General features: G+C 64.9%; 19 protein-coding genes. 6 read left to right on the top strand and 13 right to left on the bottom strand.

The genetic code is table 11. From position 1 onward, the window contains the following. Positions 1-5: 5 nt before the first annotated feature. Positions 6-2,231 (top strand): aldehyde ferredoxin oxidoreductase family protein, encoded by a 2,226-nt coding sequence (locus NOV74_RS08220; protein ID WP_257310990.1) that lies wholly within the window; start codon positions 6-8, stop codon positions 2,229-2,231. 59 nt (positions 2,232-2,290) lie between these two features. Continuing rightward, positions 2,291-2,488, top strand: a complete 198-nt coding sequence (gene thiS / locus NOV74_RS08215) for a sulfur carrier protein ThiS (protein WP_257310988.1) — start codon at positions 2,291-2,293, stop codon at positions 2,486-2,488. Here thiS and NOV74_RS15340 read toward each other — a convergent pair. Together NOV74_RS15340 and amaB are read right to left on the bottom strand one after the other, a co-directional pair. Beyond that, on the bottom strand, positions 2,475-4,193 hold the full coding sequence (locus tag NOV74_RS15340) for a sensor histidine kinase (protein WP_306672392.1): 1,719 nt from the start codon (positions 4,191-4,193) through the stop codon (positions 2,475-2,477). The two genes, thiS and NOV74_RS15340, sit on opposite strands and share 14 nt — an antisense overlap. Before the next feature lie 100 nt (positions 4,194-4,293). Then, on the bottom strand, positions 4,294-5,808 hold the full coding sequence (amaB, locus tag NOV74_RS08205; RefSeq protein ID WP_257310986.1) for an L-piperidine-6-carboxylate dehydrogenase: 1,515 nt from the start codon (positions 5,806-5,808) through the stop codon (positions 4,294-4,296). An 89-nt stretch (positions 5,809-5,897) separates the two neighbouring features. Here amaB and NOV74_RS08200 point away from each other — a divergent pair, with 89 nt between their 5' ends. After that, entirely contained in the window at positions 5,898-6,803 is a 906-nt protein-coding gene (locus NOV74_RS08200; protein WP_257310984.1) for a LysR family transcriptional regulator, read from the top strand. A gap of 1 nt (position 6,804) precedes the next feature. Here the strand turns inward: NOV74_RS08200 and NOV74_RS08195 are convergent, their stop codons facing one another. The 3 genes from NOV74_RS08195 to rplI form a co-directional block, all read right to left on the bottom strand. After that, positions 6,805-7,437 (bottom strand): YqiA/YcfP family alpha/beta fold hydrolase, encoded by a 633-nt coding sequence (locus NOV74_RS08195; RefSeq protein ID WP_257310983.1) that lies wholly within the window; start codon positions 7,435-7,437, stop codon positions 6,805-6,807. 77 nt (positions 7,438-7,514) lie between these two features. Further along, positions 7,515-7,814 (bottom strand): HU family DNA-binding protein, encoded by a 300-nt coding sequence (locus NOV74_RS08190; RefSeq protein WP_257310981.1) that lies wholly within the window; start codon positions 7,812-7,814, stop codon positions 7,515-7,517. A 108-nt stretch (positions 7,815-7,922) separates the two neighbouring features. After that, positions 7,923-8,372, bottom strand: coding sequence for a 50S ribosomal protein L9 (rplI, locus tag NOV74_RS08185; RefSeq protein ID WP_257310978.1), 450 nt, complete (start codon positions 8,370-8,372; stop codon positions 7,923-7,925). Positions 8,373-8,589: 217 nt separating this feature from the next. Here rplI and NOV74_RS08180 point away from each other — a divergent pair, with 217 nt between their 5' ends. Further along, entirely contained in the window at positions 8,590-8,973 is a 384-nt protein-coding gene (locus NOV74_RS08180; protein WP_257310976.1) for a PilZ domain-containing protein, read from the top strand. Positions 8,974-8,989: 16 nt separating this feature from the next. On the opposite strand, the gene NOV74_RS08175 is transcribed toward NOV74_RS08180, so the two are convergent. The 3 genes from NOV74_RS08175 to NOV74_RS08165 all read right to left on the bottom strand — a co-directional run bounded on the left by NOV74_RS08175 (position 8,990) and on the right by NOV74_RS08165 (position 12,773). Continuing rightward, the gene (locus NOV74_RS08175; RefSeq protein WP_257310974.1) at positions 8,990-10,117 is read right to left on the bottom strand and encodes a DegT/DnrJ/EryC1/StrS family aminotransferase; all 1,128 of its coding nucleotides are present in this window, start codon (positions 10,115-10,117) and stop codon (positions 8,990-8,992) included. Positions 10,118-10,285: 168 nt separating this feature from the next. Next, positions 10,286-11,800, bottom strand: a complete 1,515-nt coding sequence (gene lysS, locus NOV74_RS08170) for a lysine--tRNA ligase (protein ID WP_257310972.1) — start codon at positions 11,798-11,800, stop codon at positions 10,286-10,288. Positions 11,801-11,840: 40 nt separating this feature from the next. Then, a complete protein-coding gene (locus NOV74_RS08165) occupies positions 11,841-12,773 on the bottom strand; it encodes a DUF3187 family protein (RefSeq protein WP_257310970.1) in 933 nt (310 codons plus the stop codon). 204 nt (positions 12,774-12,977) lie between these two features. On the opposite strand from NOV74_RS08165, the gene NOV74_RS08160 reads away from it, so the two are divergent. Beyond that, positions 12,978-14,288 (top strand): citrate (Si)-synthase, encoded by a 1,311-nt coding sequence (locus tag NOV74_RS08160; RefSeq protein ID WP_257310968.1) that lies wholly within the window; start codon positions 12,978-12,980, stop codon positions 14,286-14,288. 70 nt (positions 14,289-14,358) lie between these two features. Here the strand turns inward: NOV74_RS08160 and pyrG are convergent, their stop codons facing one another. Genes pyrG through NOV74_RS08145 form a run of 3 tightly spaced genes read right to left on the bottom strand, consistent with a single transcriptional unit; the run spans position 14,359 to position 18,651 of the window. Beyond that, positions 14,359-15,969, bottom strand: a complete 1,611-nt coding sequence (pyrG, locus tag NOV74_RS08155) for a CTP synthase (RefSeq protein ID WP_257310965.1) — start codon at positions 15,967-15,969, stop codon at positions 14,359-14,361. Positions 15,970-16,000: 31 nt separating this feature from the next. Further along, positions 16,001-17,800 (bottom strand): arginine--tRNA ligase, encoded by a 1,800-nt coding sequence (argS, locus tag NOV74_RS08150; RefSeq protein ID WP_257310963.1) that lies wholly within the window; start codon positions 17,798-17,800, stop codon positions 16,001-16,003. A 20-nt stretch (positions 17,801-17,820) separates the two neighbouring features. Further along, positions 17,821-18,651: a transketolase gene (locus NOV74_RS08145; protein WP_257310961.1), complete on the bottom strand. Its 831-nt coding sequence runs from the start codon at positions 18,649-18,651 to the stop codon at positions 17,821-17,823. Positions 18,652-18,843: 192 nt separating this feature from the next. Here NOV74_RS08145 and rpsT point away from each other — a divergent pair, with 192 nt between their 5' ends. Beyond that, complete coding sequence (gene rpsT, locus NOV74_RS08140) at positions 18,844-19,107, top strand: 30S ribosomal protein S20 (RefSeq protein ID WP_257310959.1); 264 nt, start codon at positions 18,844-18,846, stop codon at positions 19,105-19,107. A gap of 82 nt (positions 19,108-19,189) precedes the next feature. Here rpsT and NOV74_RS08135 read toward each other — a convergent pair whose 3' ends face one another. Then, on the bottom strand, positions 19,190-19,690 hold the full coding sequence (locus tag NOV74_RS08135) for a protein-tyrosine phosphatase family protein (protein ID WP_257310957.1): 501 nt from the start codon (positions 19,688-19,690) through the stop codon (positions 19,190-19,192). A 188-nt stretch (positions 19,691-19,878) separates the two neighbouring features. Next, on the bottom strand, positions 19,879-20,451 hold the full coding sequence (locus tag NOV74_RS08130; RefSeq protein ID WP_257310956.1) for a hypothetical protein: 573 nt from the start codon (positions 20,449-20,451) through the stop codon (positions 19,879-19,881). Positions 20,452-20,483: the final 32 nt, after the last annotated feature.

Genomic DNA, 20,483 nt, shown 5'->3' with positions numbered 1-20,483 from the left:
ATCCCATGAGCCAACTCGTCTTCGATCCCAGCAAAGTGATGGACATCGACTACACCCAGCGCACGGATTACCTGGACGGCCTCGCCGCCATCAAGGCCGCGCACAAGGTGCTGAAGGAGATCACCTACACGCCCAGCCTGCCCGACAAGGGCTACACCAACCGCACCCTCTACGTGAACGTGGGCTCTCTTGAGATCACGGAGAAGCCCGTCACCCAGCAGATGAAAGATGTCTTCATCGGCGGCCGCGGCTTCGGCCTCTACCACCTGTGGAACGCCGTGAAGCCCACCACCCGGTGGAACGATCCCGAGAACGAAATCATCATCAGCCCCGGGCCTGTGGCCGGCATGACCCAGTACGCCGGCACGGGCAAGTCGCTGGTGGTGAGCCTGTCGCCGCAGACGGACATCCCCATCGACTCCAACGTGGGTGGCTTCTACGGCCCCCTGCTCAAGTTCTCGGGCTTCGACGGCTTGGAACTCCAGGGTAAATCCGACAAGGACATCATCCTGTTCATCGATGGCGTGAAAGGAATCATCCGCATCGAGGAGGCCCCGAAAGACCCCGTGGACAGCCATGTGTTGGCGGAAGTGCTCACCCACATGTACGCGGAGAACGAGAAGGACCTGCCCAACATCTCCGTCGTGTCCACGGGTGCGGCGGCCGAGCACAGCCTCATCGGCATGCTCAATTTCTCCTTCTACGACCGCCGCCGCAAGTGCGTCCGCTTCAAGCAGGCCGGGCGCGGCGGCATCGGCACCGTCTTCCGGGATAAGCGCATTCGCGCCCTGGTGGTGCGCGGGCCCAAGGTGGCGGGCGACCTCAACCACCCGGCGGATCCCGAGACCATCGCCAAGACCGGCATCAAATTCCACAAGGAGATGCGCGAGAACGACGGCACGCAGTGCATGATGCGCCGCAATGGCACCGCGCACATCGTGGAGATCATGGACGCCTACGACCTGCTGCCCGTCCACAACTTCCAGTACGGGTCGCACCCGGACGTCCACAAGATCGACTCCAGCTACTGGCAGCAGCGCTGCACCCAGCACACCGTAGATGGCTGCTGGTACGGCTGCTCCATGGCCTGCGCCAAGGGCGCCGACGGCCTCGTACTGAAGACCGGCCCCTACAAGGGCGACATGGTCACCGTCGACGGTCCCGAGTACGAGAATGCGGCGGGCCTGGGCTCCAACTGCGGTGTCTTCGACCCCGACTACCTGCTGGAGCTCAATTTCTACTGCGATACCTACGGCATCTGCACCATCACCTATGGCACGCTCACCGCCTTCGTCATGGAGTGCTACCAGCGCGGCATCCTCAACCAGGAACGCACCGGCGGCCTGGAGATGACCTGGGGCAACGCCGAGGCTGACCTGGAGATGATGCACCAGATGGCCCGCGGCGAAGGCTTCGGCAAGATCGCCGGCCTGGGCGTCAAGAAGATGAAGGAATACTTCATCAAGCAGGGCTGGGGCGATCCTCAGCTCATCAACGACATCGGCATGGAGAACAAGGGCCTCGAGTACTCCCAGTACATGTCGAAGGAATCCCTGGCCCAGCAGGGCGGCTACGCCCTCACCAACAAGGGCCCCCAGCACGACGAGGCCTGGCTGATCTTCATGGACATGGTGAACAAGCAGCTGCCCACGTTCGAGGACAAGGCCGAAGCACTCTACTACTTCCCTCTCTTCCGCACCTGGTTCGGTCTCAACGGCTTCTGCAAGCTGCCCTGGAACGACGTCGTGCCCGCGGACAATTCCTCCCAGCCTGAGGCCCACAAGGTGCCCGAGCACGTGCAGAACTACGTGGATCTCTTCAGCGCCACCACGGGCATCAAGATCAGCAAGGAAGATCTGATCATTCAGTCCGCGAAGGTCTACAACTTCCAGCGGGTGTTCAACATCCGCATGGGCAAGGGCCTCCGCCTGCACGATGCGGCGCCCTACCGGTCGCTCGGGCCGGTCACGAAGGAAGAGTACGAATCCCGTGCCGAGCGCTACGACCAGCAGATCATCACCGAGATGGACCTCGATCCTGCCGGCAAGACCACCGAAGAGAAGATGGCCATGCACCGCCAGTGGCGCACGGAGCGCTTCTCCAAACTCATGGACAGCGTCTACACCCGCCGCGGCTGGACGCTGGACGGCGTGCCCACGCTGGCGCGCCTGAAGGAACTGGGCCTCGACGCGTTCCCGGAAGTCGTCGAAGTCGTGAAGCAGCACCTCTGAGAGAATCGGCCGCGCTCGCGGCCGATTCTCTTGATGAAAAGCAAAGGCGGAAGGCTCGCATGATCGTGGTCAATGAAGAACCGCTCGCGTGGCACCCGGGCATGACGGTCCGGGACGTGCTGAGGGCGCGAAACTACCGCTTCCCCATGCTGGTCATCCATGTGAACGACGCGCTGATCCAGAAGACGGACTACGACACCACCTCCATCCCTGACGGGGCGGTGGTGAAGGTCATCCACCTCATCAGCGGGGGCTGAGACCCGCCACCGGCATCAGGGGCAGGAGGATCCGGAACCGGGCGCCCTTCCCCGGTTCGCTTGCAACCTCCATCCGGCCGCCACCTTCCTCCACCAGGGCTTTCAGGGAAGGCAGGCCCAGGCCCGTGCCCTGGCCCGGGGCCTTGGTGGTGAAGAAGGGATCGAAGATCTTCGCCAGGATGTCCGGGGCCATGCCGATGCCCGTGTCCGCCACCTCCAGCAGGGCCATCGGCTTCTCCGAGTCCCCCACCCCGGTTCGCACGGTGAGGGTGCCCCCATCCGGCATGGCATCGCGGGCGTTGGCCACCAGGTTCACCACCATCTGCTCCACGCGGAGCCCGGAACTCTGGACGATCAGTCCGTCGCCGGCGCCAGTCTCGATCCGCAGCTCCACCGACCGGGGCAGGATGATGCGCAAGGTCGCCTCCAGCCCCTTCACGGCCATGCCCAAGTCCAGAAAGGACAGACCCTCCTCCTCCCGCCGGGCGAAGCCCATTAGGCGACCGGTCAGGCGGGCGGCACGATCCGCCGTCAAGGCGATGCGGTTGAGATCTTCCGGGCCCGGGGCATCTCCCGCATCCAGCTTCAGGGCCGCCAGCTCAGCCGAGCTCTTCACAGAGCAGATCAGGTTGTTCAGGTCGTGCGCCAGGCCCGCCCCCATCAAGGCCACGGTGTTCATGCGCTCGGTCCTCAGCAGCGTGCCCTGGACCTGCTCCAGGGCCCGAGTCCGCTGCCGGACGCGGTCCTCAAGGGTTCGGCGCGCCGCCTGGAGATCCTGGATGGACTGGAACTGCCGCAGGAGGAGCAGCGCCACCATGACGAGGAATATGGCGAAGGCGACCCGCGTCACGCTTTCGGGGTTCGTGGCGAGCAGCACGGCCAGGACGCCGATGGCGATGACCACGGGAAGGTAAGGGAGCAGCCCCACGGCTCTGCGCTCGGATCCCGGACTGGCCAGGACCTGCTCCACAGGGCGGGGCGACCAGGCCGCCAGCCCCTGGAAGAGCGGAATGGCCCCGGCCAGGACGACCCAGCCCTGGGTGGCCACCACCGGCGGCAGGCCCGCCATGGCCCAGCAAGAGAGGGCCGCGAGCCAGGCCAGCGCCGAGGCCCCGAGCCAGCCCAGCGGACCCTGGATCCGGCCGGGATCATACGAGGTCATGAAAACCAGGCCGCCCCCCAACAGCGCCGCATTGAGATAGGCCACGAAGACGCGCAGTCCCATGCCATGGGCCGCCACGCGTAGATTGCCCTGGATGCCCATCACCCAGAGCAGGAAGAGCACGGACACCGCGAAGATGAGGCCATCCTGCACCCGCCGCCAGAGCACTCCGCTTGATTCCTGGGCCCGCGGAAAGCTCAGGACCCCTGCCAGCACCAGGAGGCCAGTCCCGAGCCCCAGCAGGCTCGGCAGGCCCGCGGCCCAGGGCGCGGTCCAGCCCCGGTTCAGGAGCACGGTCACGACCAGGCTCGGCACCTCGAGGGCGGCCGAGATCGTCAGCAGCCACCAGGTCAGGCGGCTCTCCCTCGGAGACCTCCAGGCGCGATAGCCCAAGCTCACCGCCGCCAGGAACTCCAGCCCCAGATAGCACAACGGCCAGGCCAGCAGGCGCTGCGCCACGGGAAGCGCGGCGTGGAGCACGGCTGCGGCACCCCAAAAGACCACGAGGGCCGCCCGGGCAGCCGTGGTCAGGGGATGGCCCAACGGGTCACGCCGTTGGGAGGGTGATAATTGCCCAGGCAAGGAGCCCTCTCGGAAGGATCCTCACAGCTTAGCGGAAGCCACGTGGACCGCGGAGGCTTCCTCAGAGCTCCAAGGTGATGCCCTGGGCCAGTTCCACACTTCCGCTGAAGTTGATCGCGCTCGTCTGCCGGCGCATGTAGGCCTTCCATGCGTCAGAACCGCTTTCGCGCCCGCCGCCGGTCTCCTTTTCACCACCGAAGGCGCCGCCGATCTCGGCGCCGCTGGTGCCGGTGTTCACGTTGGCCAGGCCGCAGTCGCTACCGGCCGCCGACAGGAACAGCTCACTCTCGCCCAGGTCGTTGGTGATGATGGCGCTGGAGAGGCCCTGGGGCACGCCGTTCTGGAGGGCGATGGCCTCCTCGATGGTGCGGTACGGCATGAGGTAGAGCACCGGGGCGAAGGTCTCCTCCTGCACGATGGGCAGGTTGCCGGACACCTCGGCGATGCAGGGGGAAATGTAGCAGCCTCCATGATTGGACAGCTTCTCGCCACCGATGAGGATCTTTCCGCCTTGGGCCTTCACGGTCTCGATGGCCGCCAGCATGGTGTCCACGGCGCCTGCATCCACCAGGGGTCCCATGAGGACTTCGTCCTTGCGGGGGTCGCCGATGGGCGTCTTCTTGTAGAGATCTAGCAGGCGGTCCCGGAAGGTGCCGTAGATGGACTCGTGGAGGATGACGCGGCGCGTGGACGTGCAGCGCTGGCCCGAGGTGCCGATGGCACCGAAGTAGATAGACCGCAAGGCGATGTCGAGGTCGCCCTTCTCGCTGACGATCACGGCGCCGTTGCCGCCCAGCTCGAGGATGTGCCGGCCGAAGCGCTCTTGCACCAGCTTGCCTACATGGCGCCCGCCGGGCACGGAGCCCGTGTACGAGACCAGCGCCACCCGCGGATCCGTGTTGATGAGGTCGCCGATCTCGCTGCCCTTGCCGATGGCCAGGCTGCAGATGGCGGGGTCGTAGCCGAAGCTGCGCAGCACCTTCTCGGCGATCTTCGTGCAGGCGAGGGCCGTCAGGGGTGTCTTGGAGGAAGGCTTCCACAACACCGTATCGCCGCAGACCAGGGCCAGAGCCGTGTTCCAGCTCCACACGGCCACGGGGAAGTTGAAGGCCGTGATGACGCCCACCACGCCGAGGGGATGCCACTGTTCCTGAAGCCGATGCAGGCGCCGCTCGCTGGGCATGGTGAGGCCGTAGAGCTGGCGGGAGAGGCCCACGGCGAAGTCGCAGATGTCGATCATCTCCTGGACCTCGCCCAGGCCCTCGCGCAAGGTCTTGCCCATCTCCAGCGTGACCAGCTCGGCCAGGGCCGCTTTGTTCCGCCGCAGCTCATCACCCAGGGCCTTCACCACTTCGCCGCGCTTGGGGGCGGGCACCAGCCGCCAGGAAGCGAAGGCTGCATGGCTCTTGGCCAGGATGGATTCGAATTCCTGGGGAGTGACGTTCGTGACCGTGGCCAGCAGCTCTCCACTGATCGGGGAGACGACCTTCTGGGCCTTGCCACTGCCCGTCCACACGCCCGAGAACCCGCCCGGGTTCACCTCTGAAATACCCAGCGCCTTCAGGACCTCCTGCATGGTCCACCTCCAGCACTCATTTGTATCTTTTTTTGCGTCAATGCTGAAACTCATTCGATTCACATGAGACATGAATATGATTCATAGATATGGACGCGCCCCTCGACCTTCCCCAATTGCGGACCTTCTACACCCTGGCCCAGGTGGGCAGCTTCACCGCCTGCGCCCGGCGCCTGGGCCGCACCCAGTCCGCCGTCAGCCACGCCATGACCAAGCTGGAGGACCTGGTCGGCGTCCCCCTCCTGGACCGCAGGAACCGCGGCCTGCGCCTGACCGAGGAGGGCCGGCGCCTCTACCAGGCCTGCGAGCAGGCCTTCGCCACCCTCGACGCCGCGGCGGAGGACTTGCAGCGCCACCAGACCCAGGCCCGGGGCCGACTCCGGGTGGGGGCCACGGTGGAGTTCGGCAGCAGCATCCTCATGCGACACATGCAGCCCTTCCTGGCCGCGAATCCGGATCTGGAGATCGACTTCACCCTCAGCCATGACCTGCTCGGCCCCTTGTTGCGGGACGACCTCGACCTCGCCATCGATTGTGTGGAACATGCCCTCCCCGCCCTGAAGAAGGTGCCCCTGTTCCGCGAGACCTACGTGGTGGCCTGCACCCCCGCCTTCCGCAGGGCCCACCGCCTCCGCGTGCCAGCAGACCTGTCCGGCTGTCCGGTCCTCTCCTTGGACAAGGCCGGCGCCTGGTGGAATCGCTTCCTCATGGCCGTACCCGACCGGCAACAACCCCACCTGGATCGCTTCATCGCCGTGAACCATATCCGGGCCATGATCCATGCCGCCGTGGAGGGCATGGGCGCCCTGCTCGTGCCCCGCTACAGCGTGCTGGAGGAACTGGAGCGGGGAGACCTTGTGGCCCTCTTCCCCGCCATCCGGCCCACCGAAGATCGCTTCTCCATCTACCAGAAGAAAGTGAAGGCCGGCCAAGAGAAGCAGAAGCTCCTCACGCGGTACCTGCAGTCGCTGAGCCCGGCGGAATTCGGGTCGTGATTCAAAGCGTGAAGGCCGCCTCCAGCTGGGCCCTCAGCAGCGCCAGGGAAGGGAGCGCCAGCAGGCCATGGTCATCGTCGAGGACATGGAGCGTCGCCTCCGGGTTCCGGGCCGTGTAGGCCTCGCTCTCTGCGACGGGAACCGCGGCATCCGCGCGGCCATGGAGCACCACCGTGGGTACGGATAGGCGCCAGGCATCGTCCCCCCGCCAACTCGGCAGGTCGCGGAGCAGGTCTGGTCCCAGCCTCATCGGCTTGCCCACGCCATGGTGGAAGACCTCCATCTCTCCCTGCGCCCGGTAGGCGGCCCAACCGGTGTCCACCAGGCGGCGGGAGGCGAAATGGATGGCCGGAGCCAGCAGGATCATGGCCTTCAGCCGACTTCCCCGGTGGGCCACCGCCGTGGCGATGAACCCTCCCAGGGAACTTCCGACCAGCACGGGCGGGTCGGGGAGGCTTCGCACCAGCGCCTCAACCGCCTCCACCTGGGCCGTGATCGTGAGCGTCTCGAAGGTCGGCAGATTCAGATCTGGCGCGTGGAAGGCAATGCCTCGGGCCTCGGCCCACTGGCGGGTGACGCGCCCCTTGTTCCCACCGGGGGAAGAGGAGAAGCCGTGGAGGTAGATGAGGTCCATCCGTCATGATCCTTCAGGGAGCCCAGCATGCAGAAGGCCGCCTCGCGGCGGCCTTCTGACTCTTGCTTCGACAAACCTTACATCTGATCCTTGAGCCCCTTGGCCGTCTTGAAGACGACCTTGCGGCCGGCCGGAATCTTGATGCTTTCGCCGGTCTTGGGGTTGCGGCCCATCTTCTCCTTGGTCGCACGCACTTCGAAGGTGCCGAGGCCGAAGAGGTTGACGCGCTGGCCGGAGAGCAGGGTCTCCACGATGTGATCGCGAACGCCGTCCAGGATGGACTTGGCGCGGGCCTTGGACAGGTCCTGGGCTTCCGCCAGGGTGGCAGCGAGCTCGGCGATGCCGAGGGTTTCAGGCTTGGCAGAAGTCTTCGCCATGAATGCACTCCTTGGATGGGATGGACGGGATCCGACGACGCGGAATCCCGGCGGGACCAGCACCTTCGCGAGGCACCGGCCAGGTGGGGGGTTGGATTCCAGGTGGGTCTACTCGGCCGCGGTGGCAGTGACTTCGAGGGTGACCTTGGCGTGCACGCCGCTGTAGAGGCGCACATCCACGGTGTAGGTGCCGGCATCCTTGATGTGCGGCACGGTGATGTCGCGGCGATCCAGGGTGAAGCCCTTGCCCTTGAAGAGCTCGGCCACGTCAGCGTTGGTGACGGAACCGAAGAGGTGGCCGTGCTCGCCAGCCTTCTTGGCCACGGCGAGGCTGACGGCTTCGAGTTTCTCAGCCAGGCTCTTGGCGTCGGCCAGTTCCTTGGCGCGGAGCTTCTCGACGCGGATCTTCTCCAGCTCGATCTGGCGCTTGTTGCCGGCCGTGACCGGGAGGGCCATCTTGCGCGGCAGGAGGAAGTTGCGGGCGTAGCCGTCCTTGACGTTCACGACGTCGCCGCGGGCGCCCAGACTGGTCACGTTCTCGATGAGGAGGATTTCCATGGGAACTCCCTGAAATAAATGAATGATTTGAAGGTCCGGCCAGCGCCGTGGTGCCCGCGTTGTCCCCGCTTGGGTGAGACGGCGTCCTGCGCCGTCAGGGCCGGATTCCCAGGAACCCGCCCTGTCCCCCGGTGGGTTCAGGCCGATCAGAAAATCCAGTTTATCCACGGATTGTCCGATACCCAAGCAGGGATTTCCGACCGAAGGGGCTCCGCTCATGAACAGCCATGGCAACCGGCGAGACACCCGCGTCGTCACAGGACCGGAGTTCACGATCGCCTTTACGCTCCAGGGACATGCCTTCCAGGACATACGGATCATGAATCTGAGCGTCGGCGGCTGCTTCGCCCTGCTGGGGGGCCGCACCGCCCGGTTCTTTCTGCCGGGAGCGACCCTGGACGGCCTGGTGCTCCTCCACCCGGACCTGCCCAAGGGCCCCATCAGGGCCGCGGTGGCGTATGTACTGGGGTATTCCACCAGTGGTGAGGCCACGGATCAGGTGGGCATGGGCCTGCAGTTCCTGTCCCTGGACGCCGCCACCCGCGCCGCCTTGGAGGCCTGGCTGGCGATCGCCACGGCTGGCCAGGCGGGAGAGGGCTGAAAGGTCTCGGCGAGCCCTATCGCTTGCCGAAGAACCCCAGGATCGCCGCGGCCACTTCCTCGAGCATGGCTGCGGTCATCTCGGGATAGACGGGCAGGCTGAGGACCTCCTTGGCGGCCAGTTCGGACTGGGGCAGCTGGCCGGTCTTGTAGCCGAGGGAGGCGAAGCAGGGCTGCTCATGGAGGCAGATGGGGTAATAGATGGCGCTGCCGATGCCCCGCTCCTTGAGGTGGGCCTGCAGGGCATCGCGCTTGCCGCCCTTCACGCGGATGGTGAACTGGTTGTAGATGTGCCGGCCCTCAGGCACCACCTCGCGGGGCAGCACAGCCTCGTCAGCGGTCAGCCCCTGCATGCGCTCCAGATACCAGGCGGCATGCTTGCGGCGGCCTTCATGCCAGCCGTCCAGCATCGGCAGTTTCGCCCGCAGCACCAGCGCCTGGAATTCATCCATGCGCCCGTTCATACCCACCTCGTGGTGCATGTAGACGGGCTCCATGCCGTGGACACGGATGCGGCGGACCCGGGCGGCCAGGGCGGCATCGCCGCGGATGGCGGTCATCCCGGCGTCACCGAAGGCACCGAGGTTCTTGGTGGGGTAGAAGCTGTAGGCAGTCATGTCGCCGAACTGGCCTGCGGACTTGCCCCAGCCTTTGGCGCCCAGGCTCTGGCAGGCGTCCTCCAGCACCGGAATGCCGTGCTTCTGCGCCACGGCCATGATGCTCGGCATGTCTGCCAGCTGGCCGAAGAGGTGCACGGGCATGATGGCCTTGGTGCGGGGTGTGATGGCCGCTTCCACCAGGGCCCCCGTGGCATTGAAGGTGGCCGGTTCGAGGTCGATGAAGACGGGCTTCGCGCCCAGGCGTGACACCACCCCTGCCGAGGCGAAGAAGGTGAAGCTCGGGACGATCACCTCGTCGCCCTGGCCGATACCCAGACCCATCAGGGCCGCCAGCAGGGCGTCCGTGCCGCTGGACATGGCGACGGCGTGGGCGGCACCGGCGTAGGCGGAGATCTCGGCCTCCAGGCCCTTCACGTTCTCGCCCAGGATGAACGAGGAGCGGTCGATGAGGCCCGAGAGCCCTTCCAGCACCTTGGCCTTCACGGCGGCATTCTGCGGCGCGAGCTCAAGCATCGGGACAGGCATGGCAGCCTCCAATCACGGTTTTCAAGTATGGCAGCGGGTCAAAGGCGATTCAGTCACATCGGCTTCAGAGAAATCAAAGAGTCAGATGCTGAAACCGCAGATGTCGCAGATGGCCGCAGATGAAAGATGGATTCAGGCCTTATCTGCGCCATCTGCGGTTAAAAAAAATCATTCGGTGTTGTCAGCGGCCTCACTAGGCTTCATCGGCCGCATGAGTGGGAAAAGGATGACGTCGCGGATGCTGGCGCTGTTGGTGAGGAGCATGACCAGGCGGTCGATGCCGATGCCTTCGCCGCCGGTGGGGGGAAGGCCGTGCTCCAGGCTGGTGACGAAGTCCATGTCCAGCAGCATGGCCTCGTCATTGCCCGCTTCCCGCTCATCCATCTGGGCCTGGAAGCGGCCCATCTGGTCGATGGGGTCGTTCAGCTCGGAGTAGGCGTTGGCCAGCTCCATGCCGCCAATGAACAGCTCGAAACGGTCCACGAAACGGTCATCGCCTTCTAGTGCCTTGGTAAGCGGGGACAGCTCGATGGGATAGTCCGTGATGAACGTCGGCTGGATGAGCTGCTTCTCGGCGTAGTGTTCGAAGAGGTCCCCCAGGAGGGTGCCCACGGTCTTGGTTTCCACATCCTCGATGTGGACGGACTTGGCCAGGGTGCGAACGCTGTCCCCGTCCTCAAGCTGGTGGCGATCGATGGCGCCGTACTGCGCGATGGCGTCTTTCATGGTGAGGCGCCGGAAAGGTGCCGCGTACGAAATCACCTGCTCACCCCAGGGCAGCTGCTCGGAGCCCATGACCTCGCGCGCCACCGTGCTGAGCAGGTTCTCCGTGAGGGTCATCATGTCGCGGAGGTCGCTGCCCGCCTCGTACATCTCCATCATGGTGAATTCGGGATTGTGGCGGACGCTCAGGCCTTCATTGCGGAAGTTGCGGTTGATCTCGAAGACCTTCTCGAAGCCGCCTACGATGAGGCGCTTGAGGTAGAGCTCTGGCGCGACGCGGAGGTAGAGGGGCATGTCCAGGGCGTTGTGGTGGGTGATGAAGGGCCGGGCCGTGGCACCACCAGGAATGGGCTGCATCATGGGCGTCTCGACTTCGAGGTAACCCTGATCTTCCATGTAGCGCCGCACGGCACTCACAATGCGCGAGCGGGTCCTGAAGGTCTTCAGCACGTCGCCATTGGAGATGAGGTCGAGGTACCGCTGGCGGTAGCGCTGCTCCTTGTCCTGAAGGCCGTGCCACTTCTCGGGCAGGGGCAGCAGGGCCTTGGACAGGAACTGCACCTCCTTCACGCGGATGCTCAGCTCGCCCGTCTTGGTGCGCATGAGCGGCCCTGTGACGCTGATGAAATCTCCCATGTCCAGGAGCTTGAGCACGTCCCAGCCCGGTTCCGCGACATCGTCCTTCCGGAAGAAGGCCTGGAGCTTCTCGCCATTTTCCGTGAGGTGGGCGAAGACGCTCTTGCCCATCTCCCGGATGGTGAGCACGCGACCCATGGCCGAGACGCTCAGCCCAAGGCCCTCCAGCTTTTCGTTGGGCCAGGCTTCAGCATCCGCATAGGCTGCCGCCAGCTGAGCGATGCCGTGGGTACGCTTCGCCTTCCGCGGCCAGGCATCCAGCCCGAGGGCCTTGAGCTTCTCAAGCTTCTCAAGGCGGATGTCGCGGTACTGGTTGGGCTGCATGGGGGCTCCGGCACGAACCATCTAGTTTACCGAAGCGGCCTCAGTCTCTGAAACGATAGGCCACGTAGGCCGTGATATCCGGGGCGGTGAAGGTGCCGGCCTCCTCGCTGACACCAAATCGCCAGCGCGCAAGGCGCGTATGGCGCAGGGTCCAGTGCTGCTGCCACCCCGCCCGGTCCAGGCGTGCGAGACCCGTGCGGTAGGGGCTGCCGGTGTACCCCAGGCTGATCTCAAGGCCGAGCCCGTTGAGCAGGCCGGGGCCCTGCCCCAGCCAGGCCAGGGACCCCCAGGCGCGGCTGAAGGAGGTTTTGTCCATGACCTCCCGCAGCGGGCTGTGCTCCGGGAGGCCCAGCATCACGTGCTCCACCTGGCCGAAGAGTTTGAAGCGGCCAAACCGCCTCCAGGCCGCGCCACCCACCAGTCCGTCGGTGCCCCCATCGCCTGAAAAATTGGCCTGCTTCCCCGTGGGCAACTGCAGCGTCACGCCGACACGACCACCGGCGTCCGGCGTGCCGAAGGGTCGGACCCAGGCCACATCCAGGTCCATGAGTGCCACACCCGGTCGGGACAGGTCGCCGATCACGTGCCCATCCCGCTCCAGGTGGTAGACCAGCCGGTTCTTCGGCGCATCCTCCCGGCCTCCCTGAGGCAGGTTGAGCAGCTGATGCCAGTTCCAGATGGCCTGATCGGCGATGCCACCGGACCGTGAGGCCACCCGGGTACGGATGTTGATCCGGGTAGACCCGACCTTCCTGGCCCAGTCCCAGGTCAGCTGCCACTCCTCGCCGTCCAGGCGCGCGAAGCTGCGCCCATCGGCACTGTGCTCCAGATCCGGGCGCAGCATCTGGCTGGTGGCTTCCAGGGCCAGCTCGGTGGCACCTTCGGGCAGGGGCTCGGGGAAGCCCTCGAACCATGCGAGCCGGTTGGGCCGGGGGGTCTCCTGGGCTCCCAGGCCGAAGGCCATCATTGCCATAACCAATACCCTCGGATTGACGCAGGTCACGGCATCTCCTCCGTACTCCATACATACTCGATTTCTAGGACGGGAATATTTTTGATAAATTCCCTAATGGTCATGAAAGAATGGCGTCACCAGGATAGATGATGCCCGTATGATGATCGAACCCGGTTCATTCCAAACGCCACTCTCCCACCGCCCTTCTTTTTGGAGCCAGCCATGTCACGCCTGAAAACCCGTCTTCTGGAAAAGATCCAGGAACACCGCCCCCGCACCCAGAAGCTCACGAAGGAGTTCGCGGATGTCGTCATCGACCAGGTGAACATCGGCCAGGTCATCGGCGGCGCGCGCGACATCCATGCCCTGGTGACGGACATCTCCTACCTGGATCCCCAGGAGGGCATCCGCTTCCGCGGCAAGAACATCCCCGAGACCTTCGCGGCCCTGCCCAAGGCCAAGGGCGGTGAGTACCCGACGGTGGAATCCTTCTGGTATTTCCTGCTGACGGGCGAGATCCCCACCCAGGCTGAGGTGGACGAGGTGCTGGCGGACTTCCAGAGCCGCTCGAAGGTGCCCGGTTACGTCTTCGACATGCTGAAGGCCATGCCCAAGGACAGCCACCCGATGGTGATGTTGTCCGCGGCCATCCTCTCCATGCAGAAGGAGAGCCAGTTCGCGTCGAAGTATCACGAGACCAAGAAGAACGACTACTGGGATCCGATGTACGAGGACGCGACGACGCTGATCGCCCGCCTCCCCGAGATCGCCGCCTTCATCTACCGCTACAAGTACAAGAACGGCGACATCATCGCCCCGAAGGCCGGCCTGGACATGGGCGCCAACTTCGCGCACATGATGGGCATCGACAAGCCCTATGACGACGTGGCCCGGATGTACTTCATCCTCCACAGCGACCATGAGAGCGGCAACGTCAGCGCCCACACCACCCACCTGGTAGCCTCCGCCCTGTCCGACGCCTACTACAGCCTCTCCGCCGGCATCAACGGCCTGGCGGGCCCCCTCCACGGCCTGGCCAACCAGGAGGTGCTGGACTGGATCATGGGCTTCCAGAAGCAGATGGGCGGCGCCGAACCGACCGAGGAGAACGTGAAGAAGGCCCTGTGGGACACGCTGAACTCCGGCCACGTCATCCCCGGTTACGGCCACGCGGTGCTGCGCAAGACTGATCCCCGCTACACCGCGCAGATGGAGTTCTGCCTCAAGCATCTGCCCAATGATCCGCTCTTCAAGCTGGTCAACATGATCTACAAGGTGGCCCCCGGCGTGCTGACCGAGCAGGGCAAGACCAAGAACCCCTGGCCCAATGTCGACGCGCAGAGTGGCGTGATCCAGTGGTACTACGGCCTGAAGGATTACGACTTCTACACCGTGCTCTTCGGCGTAGGCCGTGCCCTGGGCGTGCTGGCCAACATCACCTGGGACCGCGCCCTGGGCTACCCCATCGAGCGCCCCAAGTCCGTCACCACCGCCATGCTAGAAGACTGGGCGGCCAAGGGCGGACGGAAGTAATAGCGACACTCAGCTAGCAGAAGAAAAGGGCGGGCCAACTGGCCCGCCCTTTTCTTCTGCACAAAAACAGCTACCCCCGGTTCTTGGCACTCGCCTCCACGAATGCGGTGAACAGGGGATGCGGCTTCAGGGGGCGGCTCTTGAACTCGGGGTGGAACTGGCAGGCCAGGAAATAGGGATGGTCCTTGAGCTCCACGATCTCGACGAAGACGCCATCCGGGCTCATGCCCGTGAACCTCAGCCCCTTGTCCTCCAGGGCCTTCTTGTACTCATGGTTGAACTCATAACGGTGGCGATGGCGTTCGCTGATCTCGAGGTTCCCGTAGGCTTTCGCGGCCTGGCTGTCCGGGGCGAGGCGGCAGGGATAGGCGCCCAGGCGCATGGTTCCACCCAGCTCCTCCACGTCCACCAGTTCCCGTAGTTTGAAGATGATGCGGTGCTTCGGCGCATCGTCGAATTCCGTGGAATCGGCGCCCTCGAGACCCACCACGTTGCGGGCGAACTCCACGGAGGCCATCTGCATGCCGAGGCAGATGCCGAAGAAGGGGATCTTGTGCTCCCGGGCGTACTGGATGGACTTGATCATCCCCCGCGTTCCGCGCACGCCGAAGCCGCCGGGCACCAGGATGCCGTGGCAGTCCTGAAGGAAACTGGCCGGATCCTGGTCCTCCAGATCCTCGGCCTCGATCCACTTGAGGTCCACGTGGGTCTCCAGCCCGTAGCCGGCGTGGTGGAGCGCCTCGATGAGGCTCTTGTAGCTCTCCTTGAACTCCACGTACTTGCCCACGATGCCGATGCGCACGTTGCCCTTGGGGTTGCGGATGCGCTGGAGCAGGTTCTGCCAGGCGCTCAGGTCCGGCTCCTTCTCGCCGAGGCCCAGCAGGGTGGCCACCTTGGCGTCCAGGCCCTCCAGGTGCAGGTTCAGAGGCACTTCGTAGATGGAGTGGGCATCGCGGCAGCTGAACACGGCATCCGGCGTCACCGAGCAGAACAGGGCGATCTTGTCCTTCAGGTCGCGGGGAATGTCCTGCTCCGCGCGGCAGAGCAGCACATCCGGCTGGATGCCCAGCGCCCGAAGCTCCTTCACGCTGTGCTGAGTCGGCTTCGACTTCAGCTCACCCGCGGCCTTGATGTAGGGCACATAGGTGAGGTGCATGTTGAGGGCGTTGGCCTTCATCTGGGAATCCAGGCCCACTTCCAGCTTGAACTGGCGGATGGCCTCCAGGAACGGCTGGCTCTCGATGTCGCCCACCGTGCCGCCGATCTCGATGATCACCACGTCCATGTCCTTGGCGACCTTCTTCATCACACCCTTGATCTCGTCGGTGATGTGCGGAATCACCTGCACGGTCTTGCCCAGGTAGTCGCCGCGCCGCTCCTTCTGGATCACCGTGTTGTAGATGCGGCCCGTCGTGATGGTGTGGTTCTGCGTGGTGGGCACCGAGGTGAAGCGCTCGTAGTGGCCCAGGTCCAGATCCGTCTCGGCACCGTCGTCCGTGACGAAAACCTCGCCATGCTGGAAGGGCGACATGGTGCCTGGATCCACATTGAGGTAGGGATCCATCTTCATGAGTGTGACCTTCAGCCCCCGGGCCTCCAGCAGCGCGCCCAGACTGGCCGCCGCGATCCCCTTGCCCAGCGAACTCAGCACACCACCGGTCACGAACACATACTTGGTCATGGGAGCTCCTGGAATCGGCAATGGGGGGTGTTCACATCTCCTCCGGGGCCTGGATGCCCATGAGGTGGAGGCCCTGGCGGAGGGCGCGGGCGGTGGCGACGCAGAGGATGAGACGGGCGTCGCGGACCTCTGGCGCGTTCTCCGGGGCCAGGATTGGACAGTTGGTGTAGAAGCCGCTGAAGGAGCGGGCCAGGGTCACCAATTGGCGCGCGAGGGGCGTGGCCATGCAGCCCTCCGCCACGGCGGCGATGGCGCCGGGCAGGCCCGCCAACTCGAAGAGCAGGGCCTGGGTTTCGGGCGCGGCCAGGCCATCGAAGTTCGCGGGCGCCGCTGCATCCGCGAAGGGAAGGAAGGGTCCAATTGCGGCGCCGGCCTGGGCCTTGGCTGCCCAATCGCCACCGGCCTTGCGCAGGACGCTCATGATGCGGGCGTGGGCGTACTGCACGTACGGGCCCGTGTCGCCATCAAGGGCGATGACGCGGTCCCAGGTGAAGGTGATGGGCTTCACGCGGTCGTTCATGGCATCGAAAAACACCACGGCACCCATGCCCAGCATCTCGGCCACGGCCTCCTTGTCCTTCAGGTCAGGGTTCTTCTCCGCAATGATGGCCGCCACGCGCTCCCGGGCCTCGTCCAGCACGTCCTCGAGGAAGATGACGTTGCCCTTCCGGGTGCTCATCTTGCCTTCGGGCAGCTTCACCATGCCGAAGGGCGTGTGCAGCATGCGGCCCTTGAACCAGGGATCCAGCTTGTCGAGCACCGCGAAGATCTGCTGGAAGTGCAGCACCTGGTCCGTCCCCACCACGTAGAGGCAGCGATCGAAGCCGTAGGCCTGCTTGCGGTACAGGGCCGCCGCCAGGTCGCGGGTGGCGTAGATGCTGGTGCCATCTGCTTTCTGCACCAGGCAAGGTGTGGTGATGCCCACATCCTCCAGGTTGATGATGCGGGCACCGTTGTTGCCTTCCACGAGCAGGCCCGCCTCCGTGAGGCGCTTCAGGGTGGGAGCGAGCTGATCTTCATAGAAGGCTTCGCCCTGCTCCAGGGTGTCGAAGCTCACGCCCAGACGGTCGTAGATGCGCTGGAATTCAGCGAGCGAAAGGTCTCGGAACCGCTTCCAGAGCTCCCGCGCCTTCGGATCATTGCCCTCCAACCGCTTGAACCAGTCTCGGGCTTCGTCGCGCATGGCCGGATCGTTCTCTTCTTCGGCGTGGAAGCGCACGTAGAGCTGGAAGAGCCGGAACAGCGGCGTGCGGCGCTTCTCGGGCGCGGGCTCGGCCCAGTCGAAATCCTGTTCCAGATCCGCATTCTCCACCTGGGCCCAGCGCGTGTAGGCCGCCAGCAGCGTCCCGAACTGGGTGCCCCAGTCGCCGAGGTGGTTGAGGCGGATCACCTCGTAGCCCAGGAACTGATGCACCTGGGCCAGGGTGTGGCCGATCATGGTGGAACGCAGGTGGCCGATGGTGAAGAGTTTGGCGATGTTCGGCGAGCTGTACTCGACGATCACCTTCTTCCCGTTGGCGGGGCGCGAGCCATAGGACGTGCCCAGTGGAGCCTCCAGGATGGCCCCCAACACCGCCTGGGCGCGAGTCTCCGGCGCCAGCTTGAGATTCAGGTAGGGGCCGGTGGCGACGAGCTTGGCACCTTCGATGGTGATGGATGCCGCCAGCCCCTGCGACAGCTGCACGGGGTTCTTCCCCAATTGCTTGGCGGCACGGAAGCAGGGGAAGGCCAGATCTCCCAGCTCGCCGGATTTAGGCCGCTCCAGCGTGATTTCCACGCCAGGCAGAGCCGTCGCCAGCTGCTGTTCGAAGGTGTGTCGCAAAGCATCCATTCAGGTCAGTCCTCAGTCAGTTAGTCGGCCAGTTCGGCTAGGGCCTTCTCGTATTCGTCCTGCTTGGGGGCCACGCCGTGCCAGCCTGCCTGGTTCTCCATGAAGCTCACGCCCTTGCCCTTCACGGTGCGGGCGCAGATCATCGCCGGCTGGCCCTTGATGGTGTGCGCCCAGGCCAGGGCCGCCAGGATCTGCGTGAAGTCATGGCCGTCGATCTCTTTTACAGCCCAGCCGAAGGCGCGCCACTTGTCCGGCACGGGGTTGATGTTCATCACCTTCTTCACCTCGCCGTCGATCTGCAGGCCGTTCAGGTCGTGGAAGACGCAAAGGTTGTCCAGCTTGTGATGGGGCGCGGCCATGGCCGCCTCCCAGATCACACCCTCCTGGCTCTCGCCATCGCCGATCACGCAGTAGACGCGTTGGGCCGCCTGCTGCACCTTGAGGCCCAGGGCGATGCCCACAGCCTGGGGCAGGCCCTGGCCCAGGCTGCCCGTGGTGACCTCCACGCCGGGCGTGTAGTGGTTCTCCGCGTGGCCCTGGAGGTGCGTGGGGTACTGGCGGAAGGTCTCCAGCCAGGCCCTCGGGAAGAAGCCCTGGTCGGCGAGGATGGCGTACTGGGCGGGGCACGCGTGGCCCTTGGAGAGCACGAAGCGGTCCCGAGCCGGGTTCGCCGGGTTCTCCGGGAATACGGTCAGCTCGTGGTAGTAAAGCGCCACGCCGATGTCGATCCAGCTGAGGCTGCCGCCGGGGTGGCCGCTCTGGGCCTTGAACACCTGCAGCAGGACATCTCGGCGCAAGGCTTTCGCCTTCGCCGCCAGATCCTCGACGGACTCCAGTTTCTGCTGCGGCATGACCCCATCCTTCCCGGGAGGCCATTCGCCTCCGATTAGGATGCCCTGGGGAGGGCCGCTCCGGAAGGGGCGAATGACCCCTGAGAGCCGCCTTTTGCCCTTGACCTGCGCGGTGTTTGCGATAGGATGGTCTTTCGCGCTTCCCCAAGCCCCTGCAAGGGGGACTGCCCCGGAAGCTGGAGATCAGATCCCATGGCCAATCACAAGTCCGCCGCCAAGAAGGCCCGCCGCGATGCCGAGGCCCGCCTCCGCAACCGCAGCAACCGTTCGACCCTGAAGTCGGCCGTCAAGAGCTTCCTGGCCCTGATCGCCGGGGGCGACAAGGCTGGCGCCGCCAAGCTGCTGCCCCAGACCCAGGGTCTGGTGGACAAAGCCTGCCGCAAGGGCGTGATGCACAAGAACGCCGCCGACCGGACCAAGTCCCGCCTGGCCGACAAGGTGAACAAGCTGGCCTAACCAGCCTTCAGGCTTTACGAATGGACCCGGAGAGCCGGGTCCATTGTTTTGTACACTCTCCTAACCCTTGTGCGCCGAACGATCACAGGCGCGCCTGGAGGTAGCCCCGGATGGCCACTTCCGTTTCTGGAACGGTGAGTCCGGCTTGATGCGACGCGGCTAGCACCTCGGCCAGGGGCAGGCCCTGATCCAGTACCAGCCACGGACAGACGGCGGCTGCCGCACGGTTTCCGTTGCTGCAGGTGACCACAATGCGCGCTCCCTTCGGCAACTCCTTGAGCAGGGAGCGGATGAAGTCGAGATCCGCCGCTGGCGGCACCCGGCTGGTCGCATAGCGCATGTAATGCACCTTCATTTCCTGCAGAACCGTGAAGCCGAAGGTCGATGCAGGGGTGATTTCACTGTCCTGCCGCAAGTCGAGGACATGGGTGATGTGCTGGCGCTTCAGATCAAGGTAGATCGTCGGCGTGGCGCCGCCCTTCAGGATGAAGACCCCGGGCCGCATCTCCACAGCTTCGGGGATGGGGTTGCTGGCAGCGGTCAAAATCAGCGCGGACAGCAGAAAAAGGATGGGACGGAGCACAAGGGCCTCCGATTCGGTAACTGGATCCAACCAAGGAGTCCGGGGCGCGGCTGATACGCCCTCCCACCTAGTGTAGTCAAGGGGACCGATCCATCCGTATATGGTTGTATGAACAGCGTCACAACCCTCCGGGAGATGCCACAACACAAAGCCCGGCTTAGCCGGGCTCTACCTGTGAACCGGGTGGACTACTTGGCCGAACGCACGCGGATCGTAGCCATGCCCTCTCTGGTCATGACAAGGCTGGACTTCTGAAGGATCGTACTGCGATCCGGCAGGGTCACATCGATGGTTCCGATCAGATGGTTGTTGACCAGGATCTGGCCCTCCGTCCCGTCCCCCACGCTGAACACGGCGCCCTGCTTCAGGGCCACAGGCGTGGTGCCGGTCGCTGGAATGCCAGCCGCGGCCAGCCGCGCCACGGCAACGGTGGCGGCAAAGGAGCCATCGTGGAAGACCTGGTCCCGGGGCATCAGGACCACATAGTTGGCCTTGGATCGCGCCAGCAAGGTGGCCGCGGCACTGGCCTCATCGGGAATCCGGGCATCCACAACCGTGATCAAGGCGCCTTCGCCGGCAGCCTTGGCCAGGGCCATCACCTGGGGCTGGCTCACCCGGTAGTTGCAGATGACGCCGATATGCTGCTTTTCGGGCCAAGTGGTCCGAGTGGCCGCCATCAAGGGCTGGAAATCTTCCGCGACCAGCGTACTGCAGGCGAGGGTGGCGGCCCCCACAGCTAGTGAAGTGAATAGGCGATTCATGTGAACTCCATAAGAAGGGGCGGCCGAGCTCA

The sequence above is a fragment of the Geothrix fuzhouensis genome (assembly GCF_024609325.1).
Lineage (GTDB): Bacteria > Acidobacteriota > Holophagae > Holophagales > Holophagaceae > Geothrix > Geothrix fuzhouensis.
The sequence above is the reverse complement of the archived record's forward strand: the minus strand, read 5'-3'. Positions and strand labels throughout refer to the sequence as shown.

What these genes read in the sequence shown, in the direction of transcription:
- NOV74_RS08220 (WP_257310990.1), top strand. Translation starts at nt 6, where the DNA reads ATGAGCCAACTCGTCTTCGATCCCAGCAAAGTGATGGACATCGACTAC.
- thiS (WP_257310988.1), top strand. Translation starts at nt 2,291, where the DNA reads ATGATCGTGGTCAATGAAGAACCGCTCGCGTGGCACCCGGGCATGACG.
- amaB (WP_257310986.1), bottom strand. Translation starts at nt 5,808, where the DNA reads ATGCAGGAGGTCCTGAAGGCGCTGGGTATTTCAGAGGTGAACCCGGGC.
- NOV74_RS08200 (WP_257310984.1), top strand. Translation starts at nt 5,898, where the DNA reads ATGGACGCGCCCCTCGACCTTCCCCAATTGCGGACCTTCTACACCCTG.
- NOV74_RS08195 (WP_257310983.1), bottom strand. Translation starts at nt 7,437, where the DNA reads ATGGACCTCATCTACCTCCACGGCTTCTCCTCTTCCCCCGGTGGGAAC.
- NOV74_RS08190 (WP_257310981.1), bottom strand. Translation starts at nt 7,814, where the DNA reads ATGGCGAAGACTTCTGCCAAGCCTGAAACCCTCGGCATCGCCGAGCTC.
- rplI (WP_257310978.1), bottom strand. Translation starts at nt 8,372, where the DNA reads ATGGAAATCCTCCTCATCGAGAACGTGACCAGTCTGGGCGCCCGCGGC.
- NOV74_RS08180 (WP_257310976.1), top strand. Translation starts at nt 8,590, where the DNA reads ATGAACAGCCATGGCAACCGGCGAGACACCCGCGTCGTCACAGGACCG.
- NOV74_RS08175 (WP_257310974.1), bottom strand. Translation starts at nt 10,117, where the DNA reads ATGCCTGTCCCGATGCTTGAGCTCGCGCCGCAGAATGCCGCCGTGAAG.
- lysS (WP_257310972.1), bottom strand. Translation starts at nt 11,800, where the DNA reads ATGCAGCCCAACCAGTACCGCGACATCCGCCTTGAGAAGCTTGAGAAG.
- NOV74_RS08165 (WP_257310970.1), bottom strand. Translation starts at nt 12,773, where the DNA reads ATGGCAATGATGGCCTTCGGCCTGGGAGCCCAGGAGACCCCCCGGCCC.
- NOV74_RS08160 (WP_257310968.1), top strand. Translation starts at nt 12,978, where the DNA reads ATGTCACGCCTGAAAACCCGTCTTCTGGAAAAGATCCAGGAACACCGC.
- pyrG (WP_257310965.1), bottom strand. Translation starts at nt 15,969, where the DNA reads ATGACCAAGTATGTGTTCGTGACCGGTGGTGTGCTGAGTTCGCTGGGC.
- argS (WP_257310963.1), bottom strand. Translation starts at nt 17,800, where the DNA reads ATGGATGCTTTGCGACACACCTTCGAACAGCAGCTGGCGACGGCTCTG.
- NOV74_RS08145 (WP_257310961.1), bottom strand. Translation starts at nt 18,651, where the DNA reads ATGCCGCAGCAGAAACTGGAGTCCGTCGAGGATCTGGCGGCGAAGGCG.
- rpsT (WP_257310959.1), top strand. Translation starts at nt 18,844, where the DNA reads ATGGCCAATCACAAGTCCGCCGCCAAGAAGGCCCGCCGCGATGCCGAG.
- NOV74_RS08130 (WP_257310956.1), bottom strand. Translation starts at nt 20,451, where the DNA reads ATGAATCGCCTATTCACTTCACTAGCTGTGGGGGCCGCCACCCTCGCC.